23 protein-coding genes are annotated in these 23,859 nt (G+C 57.7%); 18 read left to right on the top strand and 5 right to left on the bottom strand.

Annotated features, from left to right (window positions below; all coding sequences use genetic code 11):
• Positions 1-41: 41 nt before the first annotated feature.
• From Enr13x_RS03295 to Enr13x_RS03310, 4 genes are all read right to left on the bottom strand, one after another.
• The gene (locus Enr13x_RS03295) at positions 42-920 is read right to left on the bottom strand and encodes a hypothetical protein (protein WP_145384679.1); all 879 of its coding nucleotides are present in this window, start codon (positions 918-920) and stop codon (positions 42-44) included.
• Positions 921-1,068: 148 nt separating this feature from the next.
• Positions 1,069-1,788 (bottom strand): ankyrin repeat domain-containing protein, encoded by a 720-nt coding sequence (locus tag Enr13x_RS03300; protein WP_197455750.1) that lies wholly within the window; start codon positions 1,786-1,788, stop codon positions 1,069-1,071.
• A 65-nt stretch (positions 1,789-1,853) separates the two neighbouring features.
• Positions 1,854-2,879, bottom strand: coding sequence for an IS630 family transposase (locus Enr13x_RS03305; RefSeq protein WP_145384681.1), 1,026 nt, complete (start codon positions 2,877-2,879; stop codon positions 1,854-1,856).
• Between the two features lie 548 nt (positions 2,880-3,427).
• A complete protein-coding gene (locus Enr13x_RS03310; protein WP_145384682.1) occupies positions 3,428-3,979 on the bottom strand; it encodes a hypothetical protein in 552 nt (183 codons plus the stop codon).
• Between the two features lie 444 nt (positions 3,980-4,423).
• Between Enr13x_RS03310 and Enr13x_RS03315 the strand changes: the two genes are divergently transcribed.
• Both Enr13x_RS03315 and Enr13x_RS03320 read left to right on the top strand, forming a co-directional pair.
• Positions 4,424-4,669: a hypothetical protein gene (locus tag Enr13x_RS03315; RefSeq protein WP_145384683.1), complete on the top strand. Its 246-nt coding sequence runs from the start codon at positions 4,424-4,426 to the stop codon at positions 4,667-4,669.
• Positions 4,666-6,384, top strand: coding sequence for a phage portal protein (locus Enr13x_RS03320; RefSeq protein WP_145384684.1), 1,719 nt, complete (start codon positions 4,666-4,668; stop codon positions 6,382-6,384). The genes Enr13x_RS03315 and Enr13x_RS03320 overlap by 4 nt, the downstream gene beginning before the upstream one ends.
• A 121-nt stretch (positions 6,385-6,505) precedes the next feature.
• Here Enr13x_RS03320 and Enr13x_RS03325 read toward each other — a convergent pair whose 3' ends face one another.
• Complete coding sequence (locus tag Enr13x_RS03325) at positions 6,506-7,048, bottom strand: hypothetical protein (RefSeq protein WP_145384685.1); 543 nt, start codon at positions 7,046-7,048, stop codon at positions 6,506-6,508.
• Between the two features lie 568 nt (positions 7,049-7,616).
• Between Enr13x_RS03325 and Enr13x_RS03330 the strand changes: the two genes are divergently transcribed.
• From Enr13x_RS03330 to Enr13x_RS03405, 16 genes are all read left to right on the top strand, one after another.
• On the top strand, positions 7,617-8,831 hold the full coding sequence (locus tag Enr13x_RS03330) for a hypothetical protein (RefSeq protein WP_145384686.1): 1,215 nt from the start codon (positions 7,617-7,619) through the stop codon (positions 8,829-8,831).
• 127 nt (positions 8,832-8,958) lie between these two features.
• Positions 8,959-9,375 (top strand): hypothetical protein, encoded by a 417-nt coding sequence (locus Enr13x_RS03335; protein WP_145384687.1) that lies wholly within the window; start codon positions 8,959-8,961, stop codon positions 9,373-9,375.
• Between the two features lie 82 nt (positions 9,376-9,457).
• The gene (locus Enr13x_RS03340) at positions 9,458-10,405 is read left to right on the top strand and encodes a Mu-like prophage major head subunit gpT family protein (RefSeq protein ID WP_145384688.1); all 948 of its coding nucleotides are present in this window, start codon (positions 9,458-9,460) and stop codon (positions 10,403-10,405) included.
• Between the two features lie 70 nt (positions 10,406-10,475).
• Positions 10,476-11,279 carry a hypothetical protein gene (locus Enr13x_RS03345; protein WP_145384689.1) on the top strand — a complete coding sequence of 268 codons (804 nt, stop codon included), beginning with the start codon at positions 10,476-10,478 and terminating at the stop codon, positions 11,277-11,279.
• Positions 11,280-11,482: 203 nt separating this feature from the next.
• On the top strand, positions 11,483-11,920 hold the full coding sequence (locus Enr13x_RS03350) for a hypothetical protein (protein WP_145384690.1): 438 nt from the start codon (positions 11,483-11,485) through the stop codon (positions 11,918-11,920).
• On the top strand, positions 11,920-12,465 hold the full coding sequence (locus Enr13x_RS03355; protein WP_145384691.1) for a hypothetical protein: 546 nt from the start codon (positions 11,920-11,922) through the stop codon (positions 12,463-12,465). Before Enr13x_RS03350 ends, Enr13x_RS03355 begins: the two co-directional genes overlap by 1 nt.
• Complete coding sequence (locus tag Enr13x_RS03360) at positions 12,465-12,950, top strand: hypothetical protein (RefSeq protein ID WP_145384692.1); 486 nt, start codon at positions 12,465-12,467, stop codon at positions 12,948-12,950. Before Enr13x_RS03355 ends, Enr13x_RS03360 begins: the two co-directional genes overlap by 1 nt.
• The gene (locus tag Enr13x_RS03365; RefSeq protein WP_145384693.1) at positions 12,947-13,915 is read left to right on the top strand and encodes a hypothetical protein; all 969 of its coding nucleotides are present in this window, start codon (positions 12,947-12,949) and stop codon (positions 13,913-13,915) included. Before Enr13x_RS03360 ends, Enr13x_RS03365 begins: the two co-directional genes overlap by 4 nt.
• A gap of 74 nt (positions 13,916-13,989) precedes the next feature.
• Positions 13,990-14,241, top strand: coding sequence for a hypothetical protein (locus Enr13x_RS03370; RefSeq protein ID WP_145384694.1), 252 nt, complete (start codon positions 13,990-13,992; stop codon positions 14,239-14,241).
• A 15-nt stretch (positions 14,242-14,256) separates the two neighbouring features.
• Positions 14,257-15,048, top strand: coding sequence for a hypothetical protein (locus Enr13x_RS03375; protein ID WP_145384695.1), 792 nt, complete (start codon positions 14,257-14,259; stop codon positions 15,046-15,048).
• An 18-nt stretch (positions 15,049-15,066) separates the two neighbouring features.
• Entirely contained in the window at positions 15,067-18,078 is a 3,012-nt protein-coding gene (locus Enr13x_RS03380) for a hypothetical protein (RefSeq protein ID WP_145384696.1), read from the top strand.
• The gene (locus Enr13x_RS03385; protein WP_145384697.1) at positions 18,075-18,503 is read left to right on the top strand and encodes a hypothetical protein; all 429 of its coding nucleotides are present in this window, start codon (positions 18,075-18,077) and stop codon (positions 18,501-18,503) included. Before Enr13x_RS03380 ends, Enr13x_RS03385 begins: the two co-directional genes overlap by 4 nt.
• The gene (locus Enr13x_RS03390; protein WP_145384698.1) at positions 18,503-20,656 is read left to right on the top strand and encodes a hypothetical protein; all 2,154 of its coding nucleotides are present in this window, start codon (positions 18,503-18,505) and stop codon (positions 20,654-20,656) included. Before Enr13x_RS03385 ends, Enr13x_RS03390 begins: the two co-directional genes overlap by 1 nt.
• Positions 20,653-20,952 (top strand): hypothetical protein, encoded by a 300-nt coding sequence (locus tag Enr13x_RS03395; protein WP_145384699.1) that lies wholly within the window; start codon positions 20,653-20,655, stop codon positions 20,950-20,952. The genes Enr13x_RS03390 and Enr13x_RS03395 overlap by 4 nt, the downstream gene beginning before the upstream one ends.
• 9 nt (positions 20,953-20,961) lie before the next feature.
• Positions 20,962-22,308 carry a hypothetical protein gene (locus Enr13x_RS03400; protein WP_145384700.1) on the top strand — a complete coding sequence of 449 codons (1,347 nt, stop codon included), beginning with the start codon at positions 20,962-20,964 and terminating at the stop codon, positions 22,306-22,308.
• A gap of 239 nt (positions 22,309-22,547) precedes the next feature.
• The gene (locus Enr13x_RS03405; protein WP_197455751.1) at positions 22,548-23,498 is read left to right on the top strand and encodes a hypothetical protein; all 951 of its coding nucleotides are present in this window, start codon (positions 22,548-22,550) and stop codon (positions 23,496-23,498) included.
• Positions 23,499-23,859 lie beyond the last annotated feature (361 nt).

Raw genomic sequence — 23,859 nt, forward strand, 5'->3', positions numbered from 1 at the left:
GAAAGAACGCCAGTAGGCCGATCCCCCTTCCCGATTAATCTCTATTCTTCGTCGGGGAATACAGCTTTGACCCCGTCTTGGGAGAACGCTTTCGCGGCGAGGTCCCCCGTCAAAAACCCGTTGCATAAATCAGCAAGTCCTTGTTCGGTGACGATTTCGAGGTGAGAGAAACTGGCTGCAATCCCAGCGAAGCGGTCTGCTGGGGCAACAAATTTGTCAATGTACATCGTAGTGCGACTAGTCCTTTCCGGATCGCTCGCCCTCGTTCCGTCAGACTGATACTTGATTCGCCATAACCGATTGTTGGGAACCACAAGAATCGGAAGAACAAACGTCACACATGCCTTCTGTTCGTTTGACTCCCAATCGTTGTTTGCACGATCAACAAGATCGTGGGCTGAATGAATCGCTTGGTACCATTTATCGTAGACCTCAGCATCATTTCCCGTAAGGTCATTGCTAAGCAATCTCCCAACTTGAGAGCACGCTTTCCCAACGTATTCGTGCGGGGGATAAAAACTAGAATTGCCTGCTAGCCGCAGTTTCGCACCATGCGAGTCCATGATTGGAATCGACAAAACCGAGTCGCCTCGCTGCGGTTCGTGCGAGAAGATAACGTCGTGGTAACTCTCGGTTTCAGAGCGAGGGACTTCAAACATTACAAGAGGGAAATTCTCCCGTAGGTTTTTACATTCAATTGCGAGCCGAATACGCAGTGTCCCGAGATCGACTAGAGCGCGAATGTCGAACTGTCGCGGTCGCTGCGTGACGGGATCGTCGTACGTCCCGCTGTGCTCACAATCGATCGACAACCCTTTGAGCGTGGAAAGTATCCTAAGTTCAAACCCAAAATCTGACGCGCTATCAGCGAATTCGCGTATGTCCGCATCGGAAACTGTAGTGTTTTGGAGCTTGGCCATTTTTTCAAGTATATTGCTACCAGTCAGCTGGAGGCGGACGTAATCAAATCAAGGGTCAAGAATTGCATCAGAAAGTCGCAATCGCCCCAACTTCTAGATTCGCAACAAGCACCTCTGCCTTCGTCATGGTGAGATCATAATGTGTCGCCTACGATTGATCACGCATCGCGCCAGACTTAGTAAGAAAACTCGCCAAATTGTGGTATCCATTGTCAATCGCAAGTCTTAAGGGAGTTCGCCCATCGGAATCCATCGCGTTTACATTGGCCCCGCACGAGATCAGTTGTGCCGCTAGAGATCGATGTCGTTCCTCAACGGAGCTGGTTAATCGCCATGCGCTGGCAAGTAGATGCAGGGGCGACTGCCCGATTGCATCACGGACATTTACATCGGCTCCGTGATCGATCAATGTGGAAACGAAGTTTCCACCGCATTGCACAAAGATGTGCTCACAGTACTTGAAGCCGCTTTGGCAAGCGACGTGCAAGGCGGTTCCATGCTCGCCCGTTGCGTTTACGTCGGCACCGTTTGCGAGCAGTGCAGTTGCTAAGTTGTTGTGGAAACCGCGAGCTGATTGGATGAGCGGTGTTTCTCCCGAGCAGTCGGTGGCATCGACGTTTGCACCGTATTTAATCACCAAATTGAAAAACGGCACGTTATTGCAAAAAGTAGCAAGCATTAGCGGAGTTAAGCCGTTTTCATTTCTTACATCAATGTTGGCTCCTGCGCGCACCAATGCAGCAGCGGTCAAGAAATGATAATTGGAAGATGCGGCCGAGAGGCATTTGGAAAGATACAACCGATCGAACGTGTCGTTTTCCAAAAATTGCTGAACCTTGCGGAGATTTCCCAAGCGAGCAGCTTGCATTAGGTCTCTCGGGAATAGTTGCCGCCATTTGTTCATTCTGCACCGACTAAGCACGTCAGCACGAGTTATTCGGCATAACTTTCAAGTGATGGCATGTAGGTTACCTCACCGATTTCGCATAGCTTCGTCGTCAGCGTTTGTAACAAGGTTTTGAATCGTTCCCAGGCCGTGGCGGGCATTTGTTGATACTTTAGTTTCCTCCATAGTCGCTCGATCGAATTCAGTTCGGGACTATACGGCGGAAGATGATAAACCAGCAGCCCACGCTCTGCCCAGCGTTCGATCGATGCTTCAAAAGCTCCGCTGGTGTGGCAAGATGCATTGTCGAGGATGACCACCGTTGTTTGGTCAATCGTCTCACAAAAATCATCCATGATTTCAATGACCGTTTGCGTGTTGACGTACCCTTTGTGAAGATAGGTATGGGTGGTTCCATCTTGATGCTCAAAGCCAAGTGCCTGAACCGTCGCCCCATGGGCGCCGGTGACTGGCACATCGGTCCGTTCGCCGATGGGAAGCCATCCGTATGGCACCACGCCCTTAAGCGAAAATCCCGCTTCGTCAAAGTATACGACATCCAGTTCAGGTTCATTGAGCAACTCGGCGAGTTCCTCTTGAGCCAACCGGAAAGCCTTTTCGTCTCGTTTTTTCCGCAGGCTGCGCCGAAACCGCTTCCAGCTCAAATTGAATCGTCGGGCGTAACGACGCAGCGAATGTCGGCTGATCGATTTGCCGGTCCGTGTTCGCAAACGCGACAGGACTGTGGCAGGCCGGGAGGGAAATTGCCGCAACAAATCTTTGAGGATTTGCTCTTCCTGTTCATTGAGCTTCCTCGGTCCGCCTGGTCGCTTTTCGTCCAGCAGGGCGTCTGGTCCGTCTTGTTCAAAGTGTTTGATCCAAGCTCGCACGCTGTCTCTACTGACACTAAGAATATCGACGATCTGCTCAATTTCGTATTGAGCATCGCTCAGAAGAATCGCGTGTGCCCGTATTCGTGTGTAATGGTTTGGATGCTGTTTCCAAAGCTCAATCAGACGGTCACGTTGCTGCTGGTTCGTGATTTTCGCGAAAACGGTTGCAGGTCTTGCCATGGTAAGTCTCCCGTGATTGTCGGGAGGCACCGACCTTGCCAGGCCCGTCCGACGACCGGACAATTAGCTAGCAAAAGAACGAACCGCGCCCATCGTGACAAACCTGCAAAAGCCTTGCCAATTTCCATGAACTACACATGCTCACGTGCTTAGTAGAGCTTATCTCAGCTTGCAAACGCCACCCAGAACGCGCGAAAACATTTCGGCTTTTAAGACTGCCTGACTCGCCTGCGTGGGCACACGTGGTTGTTACGCCATTTTTGTAGAAGTAATACCCGACCAGCGATTTTTGATAAGAAATACGACGCTTCGATTACGAAGTCAACGGGTCATCGCGGTCGGATAGTCGTGATGCTCGGGATTGAGGCGGACAAATGTCGAAACAGCATCATTCCGCCTGACAGTCACAAAGGCGGGTTGGAGAGCGTCCAAGTCGTTCGGGCCTACATTTCGGGCGTGAAATGCAGACAGACTACGGATAAAGTTCCTGAACTCCCAGACGGCGAATTCGCGCTTTCGGCTATCCATTGATGTTCCAGAATCTAGAATTAATCTACTTGGTTCACCCAATTGTCGTAACCTTCCGCGATTGTTATGAGCCGTTCGAGTTCAGCCGCCTCACGGAGATCTGCGATGTCGACAATTTCCTGCGGAAACCATTTATAGGGTGCAGGAAGCAAGAAGGAAAGAATCATTGGGAAAATCAATGTAGTTCCGAGCCCTAAAAACGCGGCACCAATTCCTATTCCGGCATGATCGGCACGCTCTGGCACGATGGAACGCCACTTTGGTAAATAGTAGAAGCAAAACGCGCCTATGCCGAGACCAATAATAATCTGTCCCCAAACCCAATACCCGTTGCGTTCTTTCATTCTGACGTTGTGGAAGTACTTCAATTCTTCCAATCGATTTTTGAATTCGATAGGTCGATATTCAAGCTGGCCGTTTGGACCCTCCGTTTCGAGAACGTCCACTACCGCATCTGGTGCCATTGGTAGTGGCACAATGAAAATCGCGGACCAAAGTGCACTCGCCAGGTACGAAAGCGTTCCGAGCGTGAGGACAAACGCTGCTATGTGAAATGGCTTCTGAAGCGACATCGATTTTACGTGTTGGGGCGACTTGTAATTCTGCCGCGCAATAAGGGATGAAAGGGGGAAGGAGAATATTCTCGCTGATTGGACCTTCCGGTTTTAGTGTGGCAATGCAATTTGGGGAACCTATTCCCACCCATTTCGCCCCTGTTCTCGAAGCGCGGCGGCACCATTGGTCTGGCGTATTCTCACCACTCCACGCGACACAGTCAACTTTTGTGATTCCCTTGTCCCTAATGACCTATTGGGCTTCGGGGATCGACGCTAAGCGTCTTGCAAACAGTATGCCGTGTCAACCATCGCCACACGTGGTCGCTACCTTGAATGCGCCTCGACGATTTGCTGAGACATTTCAGGCACCAACCATTCTATCTACATTCGTTTAAATGAGGATCCTAGAAATAGGATATTGTTTGTTGAGTCCCGATTACTGGCCGCCATGCTTAGGTCATGGCTGACCACTTCTACCTTACCGAGCTTCAACAACTCCGCCACGACGTCATTGCCGCGATGCGGACGACGTTTTCCGGTGGGAAACGGGCAACGGCGGAGTTTTCGATTCGGAATCGCAGTCATCGGATGGAGTCGCTGGAGGGTTGTCGGAAGCTATTGCAGTGGATCAATGAGGAGATTGGGCGGCTCGAATCGGTCTCGAAAATGGTTCCCACGCGTCACCGGGCTCGATTGACCAAATGATCGCTCTCACAGGTTCGAAACGGCCTCGCAAACCGGCGGATCGGAAGGATGTGTCGCGACTCGAGCGGGTTGGCAATGCGATCGATGAGGCGATCTTCACCGTCGCGCCGACTTGGGGTGAACGACGCATCGCGTCACGGCTGAAACGCCGGCTTCTGGCCGAGCAGGCCGGCAGGATGAAGGGGTTCGGTCGGCGGTCTCGTCACGCGCATCCGTCGGTTCGGTCCGCACCACACCGTGACGGACGTTGGTTCAACGACCACAGCGGGATCAACGACCAGCTGGAAGAAAGCCAGCAGGAGATGCAGTTCCGCGCGCGGGAACTGTACCAATCGAATCCGCACGCCCACGGTGCGATCGAGGGTCGCGTTTCGCATGAGATCGGCGTCGGACTCGGATGCCGGCCGCAGATCACCGAAAGCAAGATTTTGGAAAAGGAACAGGCCGATCTTGCCAACAAGACGCTTAAGAGAATCTGCAAACGTTGGAGCAATCGCGGGGTGGATCGCGCCCGGCGTCAATCGCTCGACGAAGCGCAGCGGTTGATCTGCCGAACCTATGCAATGTTCGGCGAAGCGTTTGTGCTGTTCCGCGACGCGCCGTTCCAGGGTCCGATCGGTTTGACGGTCGAAGTCATCGATCCGATGCGGGTGGAAACGCCGCCGGATCACCGAGACGACGAGAACGTGCGGATGGGGATTCGCTATCACGCGAAGACCGATCAGATCGTCGGCTACTACATCCGCAAACAGGTCAAAAACGGACGACGCTACGACGTCGAGTACGAATTCGTCCGACGTTACAACTCCGCCGGCCAAGAGCAAGTCGTCCACTTGTTCGAGTCGATGTTTCCTGGTCAGAAGCGGGGCATCCCGTGGCTGTGCGCGGCGTTCGCGTTCCTGAAGGATTTGGACGATTTCCACGAAGCCGAATTGATCGGCAAGCAGATCGAAGCCTGCTTCGGGATCGTGATCAAAACCGGCAAGCGTGGGGGCACGCCCGCGGAGATTTCGGCGGGGATGGCGTCGGGCGAGTTCGATGAACAGGGCAACCCATTCGAAGAGATCTTTCCAGGGATGGTCGAACGGATCAACAGCGACGATGACCTGGTGAAGGTCGATCCGTCGCGGCCGGGTTCGACGTTTGCGCCGTTCGTGGAGGCTTCGTTACGCGCGATCGCGGCGGCGCTGAATTATCCGTACGAGCTGCTGGCCAAGAATTTCTTTCGGACGACGTATTCGAGCGGCCGGCTGGCGATGCTGGATGGGCGGATTGGATTTCGGATGCGCGCCCAGGCGATGATTCATCAGGTGCTCAAGCCGCTGTGGCGTAGGATCGTCGACGATGCGTTTTTCTATGGGCACATGGACGACGTAACGGATGTTTTGACGTACACGCGGCATGCGGAAGAGTTCCACGATCATTCCTGGGGCGGGACGTCGTTCGGTGCCGTGGACCCGGAGAAAGAGGTTTCGGCGCACGAGGTCGCGATCAATAGTGACCAGGAGACGCTTTCGGAAGTCTACGCCGACAAGGATCAGGATTGGCTGGAAGGGATGCAGCAGCGCGATGTGGAATTGCGCGAGAAGATCCGGTTGGAGATCGCGCGGGAGAAGTGGGAAGGTGAGGAGCGGGAGCGGGCGGGGTTGGGGGCGAAGGTGGGAGATGGGAGTGGGGAGGTGGGAGAGGAGAGTGAAGTGGCCGGCGCAGCGTAGCGTCACGCAGTAGGGTATGTGTCTACCAAGGCTGCACGGTCTCTTGAAGTACCGACAGCGCAGCCAAGACGAACGTCCCGCCAAGAATCAAACCCACGAACAGGATCACAACCAACCGCGATCAGATCACGGACAATTCCTGCCTCAGGTTGAGCGGTATCTTCCACTGCTTCTTCTCAATCTCATCCAACTGTTGCTGCCGTTCTCTCAGATAGATTCTAAGCCCAGCCCCGCTATTCTCATCGGCATTGAGGCGTTTTATCCGTTCTGCTATGTACTTGGCTTGCTTCTCCAGCATCAATAGACGCAGTTCGATCTGATCGCTCTTCGAATCGGAAAGACCGTCTGTCTCTCGCATTTTGAGCTTCAATAGTTCTCTCTCTTGACGGACATCGAACGCTTTCAGGTATTCCGAAACCCGAAACATCTGATACGTCTTCCGCAATCTCATCGCCTCGGTCGCGGTGTTGTCAAAGACTGGATCCGGCTTAATCGTGTCCAGCATCTCGGATCGAAGCGTGCTCCATTTGACCGCAATCTCATTTTCTTTCTTCTCGACTTCTGATGTCTCGTTTCGCCTATCCGCTGAAATCGCTTCTCGCGATACACACATAACGCAAGCAAGCAGAAATGCCCAAAAAAGAGTGAGATTTGATCTGGTCATTACGTCTCCGACACGACAGTGAAACCAACCGATCCAAAAGTTCTGCCATCGTACACACCATCATGACCATCCCACAAGTTTGCTTTTGCGAACACGATCTCGCTTATCGTGAGGTCTTTGGACATTCCCGTCTCAGATCAGTGGAAACCCAACTTTCGCTGCGGTGGTCAGCTTGCCTGATCAACCAAGATCAGGATTCATGGCACGTCTCAGTCTATCACAACGCCGGGCCCCTCATCCCCAGCCCTTCTCCCCCGCAAAGCCGGGGGAGAAGGGTGCCAGGGTAGGTGCCAGGGTGGGTGCGCGCGATGGTGTTGTGTGGATGCCAGCGGGAAGCGTGAGCGAGCGGCGCGTGGTGGGGAGGGATCGTGCGTGAATCATGCACGCGCCACTAGCTGACGCGGCGTGCTGGGGTGCATGCCAGCGGGAAGCGTAAGCGAGCGGCGCGTGGGTGAAATGGACAGGCTGAAGCAGTCACGCGCCACTGGCTGACGCCACGTGCTGGGATGGCTCCTACTAATAGGACGCTGGTTGTTGTATTGGGGTTTTGGTGCGGGATGATTGGGGCATGGAACTTGCCACGGTCACTGCTGAGCCCACGAAACTGCGTGCGACGAAGGTTGCTTCGGATGATCGGATCGGTGTGGATCGTGCCAACCGTCGCATCAACGGCTATGTGGTCTGTGAACAGGGACCGTGTAAGAGCAAGGGCCGCGGTGAATTTGACGTCGAGGCCCTGCAATCGATCGTTCGACTGGGCAACGAACAAACCAAGGGAGTGAAGGTTCACTTCCAACATGAATCCTACAGCGACGATGGCCTGGGCAAACATGTCGCTCGGGCGAAGAATTTTCGTTTGGATGAGCGGGACGGACGCAAGATCGTTCGCGCGGATGCTCATCTGACCGAAACGGCGATGAAGCACAACGCGACCGGCGGCAAAACTCCGCTGGGCGTGTTTCTGTTGGATGCCGCAGATGAAGATCCCGGATCGTTTCAGTCCAGCGTGGTGATCAGCACCGACAAGCTGGAACGTGAAGATGACGAACAAGGGAATCGGCGTCCGCCACTATTCCGTCCGACCAAGCTGTGGGCATCGGACTTCGTCGATGAAGGCGATGCCGTGCACGGTGATCTGTTCGGCGTCGAATCGCTGGGCACCTTCATGGCAGGTAGCGATCGCCGCGTTTCATCGAAGCTGGCCGTCGTGCTGGACCAATACGTCGACAAACTCTTTCCCGACGCGCCCGCCGAAGTGCTGTCCGCACGGATCGACGGACTGCGAGACCGAATTCTTGAAAGCCGCTTCGGCCCCAAAAAACCAAACCCCAAACCGGAGATCGATTCCGTGACCACGACGACCACCGAAACCGCTTCGAGCCAGCAAGAGACGTCCGCTGTCGATGCTCTGTCGAGCAAGATTGACCACTTGACCGAGCAACTCGCAGCGAAAGATACCGCGGAAAAGGCTGAGAAAACGCGTACGAACACGATCGCGGCGCTGGGGAAACTGGCGGGCTTGGATGTGACCGAAGAGTTGGCCGGCGAACTGTCGGTTGATGATGCGATCCAGAGTCTGGCGAAGCGGAAGCAGGAAAGCCATGTCTCGCTGGGGCACGACGACGGTGCCGGCGGAAAGAAGCTGACGGCGAAGGAGACGCTCGGCAAGGAGTTTGAAGAGCGGAAGGAATTGCTGCAGGCGGCGGGCTGGTCCAAGGCGGATTGGGTCAGCTTCACGGCCAGTGAACGTGGGATTGATCTTGGGGGTGACTCGGACGAGTAGGGCGGCCGGGGAAGCGGTGATCGGCGAGCCGACCTCCCCTCGCTTCGCTCGACCCTCCTGCCAGGAGGGTGACTTCCCGGACGGGTTTGAAACGGTGACACGGAACTTACTTCAACAGAACTGAACCATGGCTACGACTCTCAATCAACGCATCCGGATGACCGGCGGCACGGGCGGTCTTTCGTCGGGACCGGTCGCCGCGGGAATCCGACTGCCGCACGGCACGTTGTGCTTCATCGACTCGACCGGGCATCGCACCAACGTGATCGCAGCGGGCGCGAACCGCTTCGCGGGGATCGTTCACAGCGAGGCGGATAACGCGGCCGGGGCGGATGGTGATCGCGACGTCGAGCACTACATCAAACACCGCTTCGTGCTGCCGTTTCCCGGCGGCATCACGCAAGCCGACGAGGGGAAAAAAGTCTACGCCAGCGACAACTGGACGCTGACGACCGTCCCGACCAACAACTCCTACGTCGGTACGCTTGAAAAATTTGTGGATGCGAATACCGGGCAGGTCGCGATCGATTTTCAGGCGGCGTAGGTAGAGAACAGCTGGAAAGACAGAGAGCAACGCTGGTTTGACAGGCTGGAAGCCTATCCCACTTTTTTAGGACATTTTGCGGATGACAATTCACAACAACGCTCTGTACGCCGAGGTCGGGAACCGGGTCCGGCATCAGGTTCAGGTCGGACTCGAACGGGCAGAGCGGTTCTACCCGCGGCTGTGCACGGTCATCGAGTCGAACCAGGACTCGGAGGACTACGATTGGCTGGGCGCGTTCCCCGAAGTCTACGAATGGCTCGGGGACATGGTGTTCGATCAACTCGCCAGCGCCGAGTTCCAGATCCGCAACAAGGACTGGGCGAACGGAATCCGGCTGCCGAAGAAGAAGATCGATGACGGCAACTCGGGATACTTCAACCGGATGGGCGAAGGCTTGGTGGAGATGTTCGCGCGGCACCCGGACAAGGTGCTGTTCCAGTTGATGACCGCGGCCGAAACGATCGAATGTTTCGACGGTCAGTTCTTTTTCGATACCGATCACGTCTGGGGGGACAGCGGCGTTCAGTCGAACCTGTTGACGATCAACGTGACGGATCCGGCCAAGCCGACCACGGAAGAGTTGCTCGACGCGGTCACGCAGGTCCTGCTGAACATGCTGACGTACAAGAACGACCGCGGTGAACCGTTCGTGTTTCCGACGGCCCACGACTTCAGCGACCTGGTCATCACCTGCTCGCCGAACCTGTGGCCGATCTTCGACAAGGCGTTCCAGGCCAAGCTGGTCTTGGAAACCAATGCGGCCGGGACCGCCGGCGCGGCGGTCGACAAGTTCACGCTGACACGTCCCGAAATCATCCCGCTGGTCCAGTACACCGGCAACCAGTTCGACGTCTATCGGACGGGACAATCGATCAAACCGTTCGTGTTCCAGGATCGTCAAGCGATCACGATGTTCACCAAGAACTACGACGACCCGGAAGAGAAGGACGTCAAGGTCGGTGGGAACGGGCGCTACAACTTGGGCGTGTTGGCCTGGTGGTTGGCGAACCGCGTCAAATTGACCTGATCCTGAATCCCTGAAACGCAACCCAACCCTCTCGCAAACTGAATCGTTCATCAACCCGAGTCGTCGTCTGATGCCAAAACCCGTTCTGACCGTCGCACGTCATCCCGGCAAAAAACAGCCTTTTCACCGTGCCGTGCGTGACAAACGCGGCAAGGTCAAGAAGGTCATCACGTTTGATCCCGACCAGCCGGTCGGGCTGTCGAGCGAAGAGGCCGAGTTGGTCAAACGGGACATCGGGCGGGCTTTGGTGATCATTGAAGCGGACGAAAAACGTCCCGGACGTTTCATCGTCGATTGGGAAACGACTCGCGGTGTTTTTCACACGATTCATAAGCAGGAGTTGGAGGTCAGTCCGCGGGCGCGGCGGGCGATTGGTGCGAGTGAGACTCCTCCGCCGAGTGTGATGGATCTTCGTGGGGATGAGGCTGGGAAGGATGCTGATGCTGTTTCGATCGAACTGCCGGATGAACTGGTCGATTTGCTCGAGCGGAACGGTGATTCGCTTCCGAGTCCGCTTTCGGCCGAAAGTTTGACTCAGTGGATCGGTGACGGCGGCGAGTTGGTGTTGCTGGACGGATTCACTGTTGATTCGGCGGCTGCGGTTCATGCTGCTCTCGGGTTGGATGCTCCGGTTCAGGAGACGGACGATGGCGGAGACGTTGATCCTGGTGACAAGTCGAAGCTGCTCGGCGCTGGACTGTCACCCGAATTGGCTGAGGCTCTGGCGAAGAATGCGGAAGAGCATCCCTGGGTGATGGATCCGGAGCAACTGAAGGTGAAGGTTGCCGATGGGTTTGATCTGACGCAGTTGACCGACATCGCTGGCGGAAGGGCGAAGCAGATTCGGACGGCGCTGGGGGTTGCGGCGAAGTGATTGGGTAGGCAGTGGGATAGGCTTCCAGCCTGTCGATTCAGGGGATGACAGGCTGGAAGCCTATCCCACGTCTGACTCGGGAGGCGGAGCCTCCAGGACAGTGTGTTCCAAGGCGGAGCCTTGGAACCAGAACTCAGACCGGAGAGCGGCTAAAGCCTGGACACCAACGTTGACTCGAATGCGGCTAAAGCCTGGACACCAACTTGAACTTGCGTGATGTGATTGCCGAGGCGAATGGGGTGTTCTTCGATACCGATGGGTTTGCGGAGACGGTGGAGTATTGGCCTGGCGGCATCCAGGCGGATGCGTTCGAAGTGGATGCGATCGTGGATTGGTCGGACGAAGAGGGATCGAATCAGGTCCGCGGCGATGGCCGGGGCAGTCTGAATGCCGACAAGGGACGCGTGGTCCGGTCGTCGGCGGTGATCGATTTTCCCGTTCATCGAATCGATGACGCTGGGAACTGTGTTCCGCTGGTGATCAGTTCTTCTGGCAAGGACCGTGTCATCGTCACCGAAAATGACCAGGCGATCAAATTGAACGTCAAGCGAATCATCGGCCACGATGCGGCTGTTCAATCGGTGTTGTGCACGCGGCAGAAAGAACACCAAGCTTCGCACTCGGTCGGGCGGAGGGGCTGATGTACACGCCGACCGGGATTTTCTCGACCAAGCATCAAATGCGGTTGCTGTTGGCCGAATGTGCGACGGTGCGATCGGTGCTGGGTGTCGCGGACGCGGCTGCGGCGCTGGCCAAGATCAAAACCTACGCCCCGATGTACTTTCCCGATGACGGCGGCACGATTCTGCTGCCACCGTTTCAGTACCCGCGGATCCTGATCGACAGCGAGGGCGTTGAATTCGACTCGACGACCGACGGCAACCTGAGTGACGTCCAAAGCCGGACGATGATGGTCGCGATCGGGATCTATGTGCCTGACGACGAAACAATCGTCGATGAAAGCGATCAAGAAGCCTGGGTCGATGACCAATTCGGCAACATCCTGATGGAGTGCATGGCGATCCAGGGCACCGGAGAATCGATCCCCGGACAGTCGCACTTGTGCCTGATGAATCCGTCCTACGGCGGTGCGACGCCGCAACCGGACGACGAGCGGGACGAAGTACAAGATTCTCAGCCCGACCGGCCGCGGTGGCTGGGCATGCTTCGGTTTGAGGTGCGCTGATGGTCAGTCCACCGAACGCAGTGAAAATTCACGGGCAAGGTGTCGGCCGATCACTGCGTCAGGCCTACGTCGCCGCGTCGGTGCCGGCATGGCAGGACACGGGGCGGCATTTCCATCTGCAGCATCGACCGAAACGGTTCACGCACAAACACGCGACGGAAGCGGACTATGGGAAACGGAAACCCAAGTACCTCCGCGAAAAATTTCGTCGGTTCGGTCACACGTATCCGTTGGTGAAGACGGGTGAAGCCCGCCGGCTGGCAGCGACGGCCCGGATCACGGCGCGGGCGGGGACCGGCCAAGTGCAAAACCGCGGCGGCGTGAAGGTCGCCTATCCCCAGCTGCGGAAGCTGAATTTCCGACACCCGAATTCTGACATCGACATGGCGGACGAGTTCCGCCGCGTCCCGGACCGAGAATCCGTCCTACTCGGTCACTACTTCATTGCTCGATTCTCGCCCCGCTTCGAAGGGAACTTCCGATGACCCGCAACACGTCCTACGCCATCGAGCTCCGCGCCGGCGATCCGCTGCCCAGCGAATCCGTCTGGATCGGTGGGATTTCACAGCAGAGCATTCGCCCCGGCGTGCAGGTCAACACCGAAGTCACCGCGGGCAGCGAAAACGCGTCCTACGGTGAAGTAGGGAATGTCCAGCCCGATGCGACATTCACCACGATGGACATCAAGACGTTGCTGAATGTCATCGGCACCAAGGGCGAGTGTCTGATCGGCGGGAGCGACCTGGGATTCAAGATGTGGGCAATCAAACGATTGCCTTGTGGTGGAATCGATTTGACGGGCGTCTCGCCGGCCGGAAAGCACACGAGCTGGACGATCCCGAACGGATTGATCATTCCGCAAACGCTTTCGGTGTCCCACGGCAGTCGTGCATCGTTGTCCGCCCAAGTGTTCTCGCTGTGGGATGAGACAAACGATTCATTGATCATCACCCCGGACATCGAGTATCCGGGCGCAGCCGTTACGCCTCCGGCGATCACCGACGTCAACGGCTACCACCTGGGGCCTGTGGATATCTGTGGCGAAACGTTCACGGACAAGACGTCGATCTCGATCGGATTCGGGATTTCGGTGCAACCGCAGTCGGCCGACGGTGACATCAACGCGAAATCGTTGTTCATCGCGGAACGCAAGCCGGTGGTGCAAATCACGTGCTACGACATCGAAAAATTTCGGGATTCCAAGATTCCGCTGGTCGGCAAACACGCCACGCATGGCGACACCTCGTTCGTGCTCCGCAAGAAGGTGCACGGTAGCGGTGCGTTTGAAACCGGAGCGAATCACGCCGAGTTCACGATCGACGGCGTGGCGACGATTCAAGAAATCAGTGCCAGCGGGCACGCGCCGCATGCGATGCAGGTGACGGTCAACGGACTGGACGACGCGACCAACGACATGATCGTGATGGATCTGGCCCACACGCTGGCGTAAACCAGTGGGATAGGCTTCCAGCCTGTCATCCCCTGTATCGACAGGCTGGAAGCCTATCCCACTTTTAGGAACCGATGATGAGCAAGAAGAAACCCGATCTGCCGTTCGTGATTCGTGCGATGACGGGATGCGGTGTCCCGACATCCAAGCGCCAGGCGTCGGCGATTTCGAAAGAGGATGCCACGGCGATTCTCGATGCGTACAAGAACAAACGCGGCCGCGGAGTGCTGACGCACGCTCTAGGGAAGATTCAGGCGTCGGAGTCTCCGGCGGTCGTTCCCGATTCAGGCTCTGACGAAAAAACGACCGCTGACAATCAATCCTGATCAACGCTCTGACACATGCCTTTTCTGTACTTTATCCCGAGCGACGCAAACCAGGTCACGCCGGCGGACATCGATCGGCTGGGGCTGGGCTACGCGATTGACCATCCGACGTCGAAAGGATGCATCGGTCCCGATGGTCGTCGTGGATTCATCATGGGCCGCAACCCCAAGACGTTGCACGCCATGAATGCGGAAACGCAAACGTGGATCCCTGCGCCGAAGCTGGGCCAAGATTCGCCGCCCTACTGGGTCGGATTCGAATCAAAACCGACGGTCGAAGGTTTGGCGCGCGAAGACCAAGTCACCAGCGTGACGGTGGAGACGACGGGCGGGTACAAGTGGAACGTCCCCAAGTTGGTAATGTGGCAGGAGGGTGACAACACGCCCGCGGTCTGGAACACTCCGCTGCCCGTTTGCATTGACATCGACGACGACGGGAATCCGATCGATGGTGCGGTGGTCCCGCAGTACCGGGAAATGTTCGACATCGGGCTACGGGTTCTGACGCGGCTGGCCGGTGGGAACGATGGTGGATTGTCCAGCAGCCAATTGATCCGATTCGCCGCCAATTGCATCGGCATCAACTACCGGGTATCGCTGCTGGAACTGTCCAGCCGAGTCCTCTCATGCCTGTCGACGGAGGATGCGTTGCGGGTGATTCACGCCGCGATCGACTGGCAGGGCTACCGGGACGCGGTGGGAAACTGGGATGGCCGGCAAGGCCGGCCGACTACCGCTACGGGATCTGGATCCGCAGAACCAACGCCGGACAGTCCAGCGACTACCGACCCACCGTCGGCCAATTAGCAGCCTGGGTAGAGCATCATGGCGGGTAAAGCTCAGCTGATCGTCGAACTCACCTCGGACGAGGAACGGCTGCTGAACGGGTTTCGCAAAGCCCAAGCGGCCGATGAGGAGCTGCGCGCGGGTCTGAAGAAGACCGGTGTCGAAGTCGACGCAATGGGCAAGGAAATGGTCGACGCGATGCTGAAGGCCGGCAACGCGACCGCGGCGACGACCGACAAAATTCTCAAGCAGCTGCGGGGCATCGGTCCCCAAGGGAAGAAGCTGTTCGGTGAACTGAGCCAACACGGCAAACAGTCCGTCGATGACATCGTCAAAAAGCTGGACGCGGTCGATCAGAAGCTCGCCGCCCAAGCGAGAAACCTGCTCGCCGAATGGGCGAAGACCGATAACGCCGACAAGTTCGAAAAGACGCGGTCGCAGCTCGAATCACTCGGCGGCGACTTCAAGGTCCTGGGGGCGGAGATCAAGAAGGCGACCGAGATTCCCGAGGACCGGATCGGTGAAGCCCAAAAACTAGTCGCCGAGCTGAATCGGATCGATCCGAATTCCGCCAAGGCGATCGCTCGGGCGATGAAGCAGGCCAAGAAACACGTTGAGAAATCGCGTTTGGATCAATTCGTTTCGCAGTTGGCGGGAGGCACGAAGCAGGCGAGAGAGCTGGCCAAGGTCCTGGGCGTTGACATGAAGGAGTCGTCACTGGCGGCCGAGGGAGGCATCGAGGGGATCGCCCAAAAGATCATCGCGTTGCGGCCGGAGTTGAAACGCTCGGTCAACCGCTGGAAGCGGGACATGGCGGAGGCCGCGAAGTTCGGCGAAGGGAAGTACGAGCAAGCGTTGAACGCGCTGCGTGCCGGCGACCCCGTCAGCACGCAGGTGGCCGACAAGATCAAAACGCACTTGGTCAGTTCCGGCAAGATCGTCGAAAGAACGTTCAAAGACATGATCAAGCCGCTGGAACAGATTGATCCGAAGCTGGCGGCGGAGGCGAAGAAGTGGCACAAGCATCTGCAAGATCACGAGAAGAAGAGCAACAACGCGTTCAGGCAGGCTTCGTCGTTCGCCCTGACCGAGATTGCATCGATCGCGGCGGCGTATGTCGGGGTGCAGGAGGCGGTTCAATTCGTGACGCAGGCGATGCAGGAACAGCAGGATGTGCTCAAGAAGGCCGCGGAGGAACAGCGCACACTGGCGTCCGCACAGCAAGAAGCTCTCAAGAACCTGGCGACGGTCAGCCAGTCGGACCGAACGGACTTGCTTCAGAATCTGGTTCCCGACACGGCGGTTGCTGCGGCGTTTCCCGATCTGGCCAACCTGACCAAGGCGATCGGTGACACTCGATCGGCCGGCGCATCGGTGGACCAAATCAAACAGATCTTGCCCGTCGCGGCAAACTTGACCGCGCTGACGCCTGAGTTCGTCGATGAAACTTCGACCGCATTGGCCGATTCGATCCGTGCGACCGGGAATCAGAACGTGAAGGAGGTTGCGTCACAGCTGCTGCTGGCCGGGTCGGATGCCCGCATCGTGGATCCGTCGAAGTTGTTTCGGAATCTTCCGCCGGTCCAAGTTGCGGCGGCCAATTCGGTTTCCGATGCGTTGCGGAGCGAGTCGGCGTTGCAAGCGACGGCGGCGTTCACGGCAGTCACCCGCGCCGGTGCCGACTCCCAGGGCGATGCTTCGCAAACGGCTCAGATTCAAATCCAGGCTCGGTTGCGGTCGTTCTTCCAGGACCTGGGGAAGGACGCGACCGAGGCGACGGCGGAACTGGCGAAGCTGAAGAAAGCGGATCCGCTGACAGCGGTGCAACGGAACACGTTCAACAAGCTGAGTCAAAACGAGGCCGATAAGGCCAAGAACGATCGCGAGATCGCACGTCTGCAATCAGAAATCGACGGCATCGAATCCAAGTTGGATGCCGGTGATCTGGACGCCGAGTCGCGGCGGGTGCTGGGGATCCAGAAGCGGGACCTGGGGCGTGAATTGGTTCGCGTCAGGCGTGTCGAGTTTTCCGACGACGATGCCGCCCAGTTGCAGGGATTGCGGGATCGGATCGGGGACAAGGACCGGGCGTACCAGGAGAAGGTCGCGGAATTGGAGGGCACGATCGCGGCGGCCAGCATCAAGGGCTACAAGGGCGGACGGCCGGAATTGTTCTTTGATCAATTGAAGGTGCTGCAGCAGAATCCCGCTCTGCGTGAAGCGTTCTTGAAGGACAAATTCGGGGAGCAGCGGTTCCGCAGTGCGACCGAGCAGTTTGTCACGGGCGGACAAGCCTACGACGACGCGATCGCGGCCTACGAAAACCTGCGCCGTCATCGGGGCTCGACCGCGTTGTTGGACGACAAGCTGCGAGAACTTCGGTTCGGAACGCCGCAGCTGGAACAAGCGTATTTGCAGCGGCAAGCCGAGACGGGGCAAGCGTTGCAGTTTTCGTACGATGCGATCGGGGCGCAACAGGGTGCGTTTCGTGAACAGTTGGCCGACGTGCTGCTGGAAACCCGCAATTCTGGACTGTTGAAGAATTTGAAACAGTCGTTCGAGGAGATTGGCGTCCGCAACGGCGTGCTATTGAGTGGCAGCGAAGGCCCCGAAGAAGTCTTTTCCGGGATCTTCCGTTTGGCGGAACGATCGCGGGATCTGCGGGCCGGCGGGATCACACCGGCAGAAGCGCCGCGGGCCCGACGCGTCTCGAATCTGATGGAGACCGCGTTCGCAACCTTGCAGTCGTCGGCGACGCTTGCGGAATCACCGGACGTGATTTCGGCGTTGTCCGATCGGGCCGGCCGTGTCGCCGGCGCGATTCAGTCGGGCGACTATTCGTTCCTGCAGGGCGATGCCGCGTCGGTGGTTTCAGCGAACAAGGAGGTGTTTCTGCGGCTGGCGTCGGTGTTGGAACGGATCGAAGCGTTGCAGGCCGAGCAACTCGGTGAAGCGCGAAAGACCGCCGAAAACACGAAACCGAATCAACGCCGGCCGACCGATGCGACTCGACGTGCCGCCGGCGCGGCGGACCGGAGGCGGGCACCGTGATCAAAATCGACTCGATCGAATTCGATTTCAAACGCGGCGACATCCTGCTTCCGGAACCGGACGCGATCCCGTTTCGGTCCCAGTCGATCGAAGGGATCGGGATCCAGAAGACGCAGGAGCGGTCTCCCGGTTTCACGTTGACCTTGATCCGGTTTGCGGCAGCGACGGCGTTGGTGGTCGAAAAGAGCACGATCGTGACGAAGATCGGCACGACGGTTTCGATCGTCGAACGGGTCAACGGTGCGGACATCAACTGGTCGGCACCGGGCGGTCACAAGTTTGTTGTCACCCAGGCCCGGATGGTCGACTGGAAAGTGATTCCGGGGTTCTATGGATACCGCGGGACGACCTATGGTTCCTTCACGCCGGCGCTGCGGATGGTCAGTCAGTGGACGATGTACGCGATTGAGAACCCGGTCATCTGATGCCAACCATCAACCTGAACGGACTCGGCAACCCCGAGAACGCCGCCCTGCTGGTTTTCACGAAATCCGTCTGGTCGGACCCGTTCGTCTATCAGCCAAACGCCATTGTCGAAGAAGTGGTCTGGACGATCGCACCGGAGGTGAGTGCTGCGTCGCTGCAGTGGCGGTATGGGAACACGGTCTACGTGCCGGGCGCGACGGCCGCGGCGTCCGTGCCGAAAGTCACCACGCGGGGCTACTACGTCTTGATTCTGCAGCCGATCGGGCCGGGTCAATGGTTGTCGTGGCTGGGGTATGCGGACTATCCGGTGACGCTGGACGAAGACGACGTCAGCGGCATTCAGCGGATCCCCTGCTTTGGATTTGATCGTGCGTTGCAATACGCGACGATCACCTCGACCGTCCACGTCGACCCGGTGGATTCTGAAAAGTGGATTCGCAACGACATGGGCGCGACGTTCAACCGGGACACCAAGGGCGATCGCAGTTCCGCCAAGGTGAAGGTGCTGGATACGGATCCGACGCCGACGGTTTATGCGTTTGAGAATCCGGGTGTCGAGGCTCGCGAGTGGTGGTCCAGTCAAGACATCGCCCAGCACTTGATGACGTTCCATCTGCCGACGTCAAACTTCATTCCCGGATCGATTCCCTGGACGATCGTCGGTTTGGATCGATTGCCGGATTGGGACCACCCGAAGCTGGAGACGGACGATCGATCGGTTCACGATTGTCTGACCGAGTTGACGCCGTCGGATCGGATGTTGGGCTGGCGAGTGATGCCGGAAGTGACGTTCCCCGGCGCGGATCCGATCACCAACGTTCCGACAATCAACGCGATCAACATCGAGTTTTTCACTCGGGCTGCATCGCCGATCACGTTGCCGGGTGTGACCAATCTGTCGGCGAACCATGACATCCAGACGTGGACGCTGGACGAAGACCGTTTGTCAGACGCGACGATCGACGAAGACGACTCCGACATGGTCGACCAGGTGATCGTCCGCGGTCCGCGTGAGGTCGCCGTGGGGACGTTCTATTGGTCGGATGATTGGGTGGCCGGCTGGACGCCGACGGAATTGTCGGAGTACGTGTCGGCGTACTCCGGAGAGACTTGGTGGTCGGCCGGGACGCTGGCCCAGCAGCGGGAATGGAATCAGTTCTTTCGGGATCAGCCCAAATACAGCGACATCTATCGGACGTTTCCGATCCGCGATGACTGGGATGGCCAGGTCAACGGCGAACCGCTGTTCTGGAAAGCGGATCCGGGCGACGACGACTACATCCCGTATCTGGGGAATGTCCAATTCATGCAGCGATTGCCGCTGTTCAAGGGCATCGACTATTCCGGCGACATTGCGACGGTTGACGAGCAACGTGGCCGGCGGACGATGCCGATCCTGGTCTTCATCGAGGAACCGGGGCAGCCGAACAAATACCGCCGGCTGCAAACGGTGTTTACCGAGTTCGGTTTGAGTCCTGTAAAGCATCCCAACGCGCTGGAGTACGATTTGAGAGTGGTTTCGTACTTCGATCGCGGGCCAGGGTTTCGCATTGAAGTCGACGGTGCGCCGCAACACGCTCATCGACCATCGTTCACCGGGAATGATGCCGACCCCGAAAAGACGAACCCGAAAATCTGGGGCGAACTGGATAGCGAGACGATGATCATCACCGCGGCAATGGTGGGCGATCGCCGACCGGAAGTCCGTTTCCCGGCCACCGTGTCGGCGGACTTCGTGCGCAAGCGGTACATCGTGCTGGACCATCCGGGTCTGCAGCACGTCGAGATCGCTGCCGGCACGGTTGTCGGCTACGACTATCAAGGAGCGCTGGAAACGAGTGACGGCGGGACGCTGCGGGATCCGTTTGACATGCTGATGGCACTCGGAACGCTGGCGGCGGAGCGATTCTTGACGCCCCGCACGACGGCGCGGATCCGCACCGGCCGGGCGCTGAATATCGAAACGGGATCTTTGATCGCGTCGATCAACGGCACGGCGGTCGATGCGGTGATTAGCGAAGTGCGGATTTCGACACCGGTGGTCGAGTCGGATTCGCCGCCTCCATATGTGATGGACATCACCGCGATCGACAACGATCTGGACATCACGAGTCTGATCGCACGTGTCCCCGTTCCGGAGGTGAACCAATGAGCGGACCACGGCCGGGATTTCCATTCGAAGCGATCGCGACGAGCGGGGCGGCGGCGTTTGAAGAAGCGGTCGGTCCGGCTGGTGAAGACAAGTTTCATTTCTTCAGCGCGGTCCCGCTCGAATACACCGAATCGAATGTCAGTGCGGGTGTGGTTCAGTGGCAGTACGGAAAGCAAAGTGCCGGAGATGTGATCCGAACGCGAAACGCGATCAACGTGGACATCCAGCCCACCGATCGGATCGTGATGATGCTGGGTGCCGATGGTCTGGGCATCGTTCTGGTCTTACTGTGCTGAGGATGAACGATGGCTGACCGATTGAGCGGCAACTGTTGCCAGGAAGCGGAGTGCGCGGCGAATTCCTATGACACGATCGGCAAGTGGTCGACCGGAGTCGGTGGCACGATCACGGATGCCGGCATGTTTTGGGTCACGCCGAATGAGCAGATTCAGACGTTCAACGTGGATGGCGAAGTCAACCCGGCGTTCTTTGTCACGGGGAAGGAGGCGTGGGAGATTCGGTTCTACATGCGGGGACAAGCGACGTTCACGATCGATTCGGTTGAGTTGGTGATCGACACCGATGCCCAGACGATCACGGTTGACGGCCACACGGATTCAATCGGGCAGTTTGAGCGGCACTTGCCGTCTGACGATCTGTTCTTGTTTCGATTGCGTGTCACTCCCACGCATGCGTATCTACTCGGATATGGAAACTATCAGGTCGGAACAGTGTTCGGAGCGGAATCCAATGCGCACTCAATCCTGACCGTTGACCGATCAAGCGATGCGCCAGATTCGTTTTCGGTGGTCTGGACCGACGCGACGATCGGAGGATTTACGATCAGCGAGTCAACGGTGACCGTGACCGACGACTACGTCCCGTCGTTTGAGCGTCTTTGCTGGACGGAGCCATCTCTCGAGTGCCCGTACTTCATGGTCAAGCAGATGACGCAGAATCATCTGTACCAAGACGATCCGGGGTACAACCGCGATTACTACGTCGCAGACATCACTTCGACAGGATGGGACCCGTGGGGATGGATCTTTTCTGATTGCATGGTTCCAAGTCCGATCGCATGGGCATCCGGAACGGTGCTGACGGGGCCGCCTTCATGGCCGTTCCCTGACGCGCCCGACCCGACGGAAACCTTGCAGACCCATCAATTTTCAAACCCGTGCGGACAAGGCGGAAGCTTTGTCAGATGGGTCGACGAGGGCGGCGGGTCTTATTCCTACAAGACCATCGACCTTGCTGTCTACGATGCGGGGTTCACCTATGCGGCACAGCTCGCTCTGACGTGGCCGACCCCGACGTTCTCCCAGCCGTACCCAAAACCGCATTACACCGCGAGCTTTTCCACGCAGTTCACCCACATCAACCAGTTTTCGTGTGGGGTCGGCAACAACTGCAATCTCAACATCGTGTCCGACGGCTCCGCGTCGGCTGACATCGCGTGCAATGACTTGCAAAACGGGTTTACCCTGAGTGTTTCCGGGACGCTGTCGTACGATGCAAACGATGACGGCGTCCCAGTCGACCCTCCCGATGAAATGGATTTCCAAATACGCACCTCGTGCACGATCGAGACCAAGACGCCTGACGAAATTCTTGGCTACTACGGGACTGTGGGAGGAACCTGGACGGTATGACTTCGCGAAAGTGTGTCGGTTGCGGTCGGACATTCGCAGCGGATGTGGCAACCAAATTTTCTTGTTGCGGGCAACCCATCCGGGTCGACGGCAACTCCAGGCACCAGGTCGCCGCAAACGCATCACCACGGATCAGTCGCGCCACGAGAGCGATCGCCGCATGCGTGAAGTGTGAGCACTACACGACATCTGACGGCAAGAGCGGTTGCGGGCTTTTCCGGGGGTCACTCTGCAAGTCGATGTCACTGATCGCCGACGGCGAGGGCTGCCACGATCACGCCAATCCGCGGTTTGATCCTGACTGGGTGACCGACCATCACTTCTACGGTCCATGGATCACGTACGAAGAATTGCGGCGAGACATCGCGGGCTTTGCGTCACGCCTATCGGTGATGCAATTCGACGCGATCGCCGGCGTGCCGCGGTCGGGGATGATGGTCGCCAGCGAGCTGGCCGTTCGGTTGGGTCTGCCGCTGTACAGCCTCGAAGAATCGGGACTGCATCGATTGGCGACCGGATTGCGACTGCGGAACGTCGAACTGAAAGCCGGCAAGCTGTTGGTGATGGAGGACTCTTCTGCGAGTGGGAGGTCGATCAACGAAGCGAAGCAGTGGTTGGGCGACCGGCCGAATACGGTGTTTGGAGCGATCTATTCCACGACGCGAGCGCTCGGCGGGATTGATATGCATCACCGCACGCTGGAATTGGCCCACTGGTTCGAATGGAATTTGCTTGGTAATCCGTACTTGATGACCACGATTCCGATCGGCACGGATTTCGACGGGGTGCTCTGTCCCGATTTCACGCCGGAAGAGGATGACGATGGATTGCGATACCGCAGGCGGATGACCGAGATGCCGTGTATCCGGCATCCAGGTGTTGCCGAATTGCCGTGCATCATCACGGCGCGGCTGGAAAAGTACCGTGAGTTGACCGAACAGTGGCTTGCCGAACGGCGAATCAAGTATCGCCGCTTGGTGATGGGGCCATGGCGGACGCAGAAGGAACGTTCGATGGTGGACTTGGGTCAGTGGAAGGCGCAGCGTTGCCGCGAGTTGGGACTCGACATTTTTATCGAGTCTTGCACCGTCCAAGCCAAGCGAATCGCAAACGTCGCCCGTGGCATTGCCGTGGTCTGTCCGGAGGCGAAGACCACGTTCATTCGCGACCGGGTGAGTGTTGGTGTTTAGCCTTGAGGCGATTCCGGGTCGCTGCGATGCAGCGACAATGGGCGGCTGAAGCCTGGACACCAACACGTATGCTCGAGTCAAAAGCGATACCCCTCTTTCCACGATGATGCTTTTCGTCATTCACTCGCGCCGATTCAGTTTTGCCTCCGAGCAAAAAAATATGGAATCTTGATGCGATGAAGCCCTGTGCATTCGCCTGTCTGCGATTCGCACCAAAAGGTACGCGAAAACACGCGGTCTGAAATCGTGCTACACCGCACCCCTGATAGGGGGCGGATTTCCGGGCTGATTGCGCGCGGATTTTCCCCGCAAGATTCGCGGGAAAGTTTTTCAAAATTCCCGCGAATCGTTGATGATGCCC

The organism is Stieleria neptunia, assembly GCF_007754155.1.
Taxonomy (GTDB): domain Bacteria; phylum Planctomycetota; class Planctomycetia; order Pirellulales; family Pirellulaceae; genus Stieleria; species Stieleria neptunia.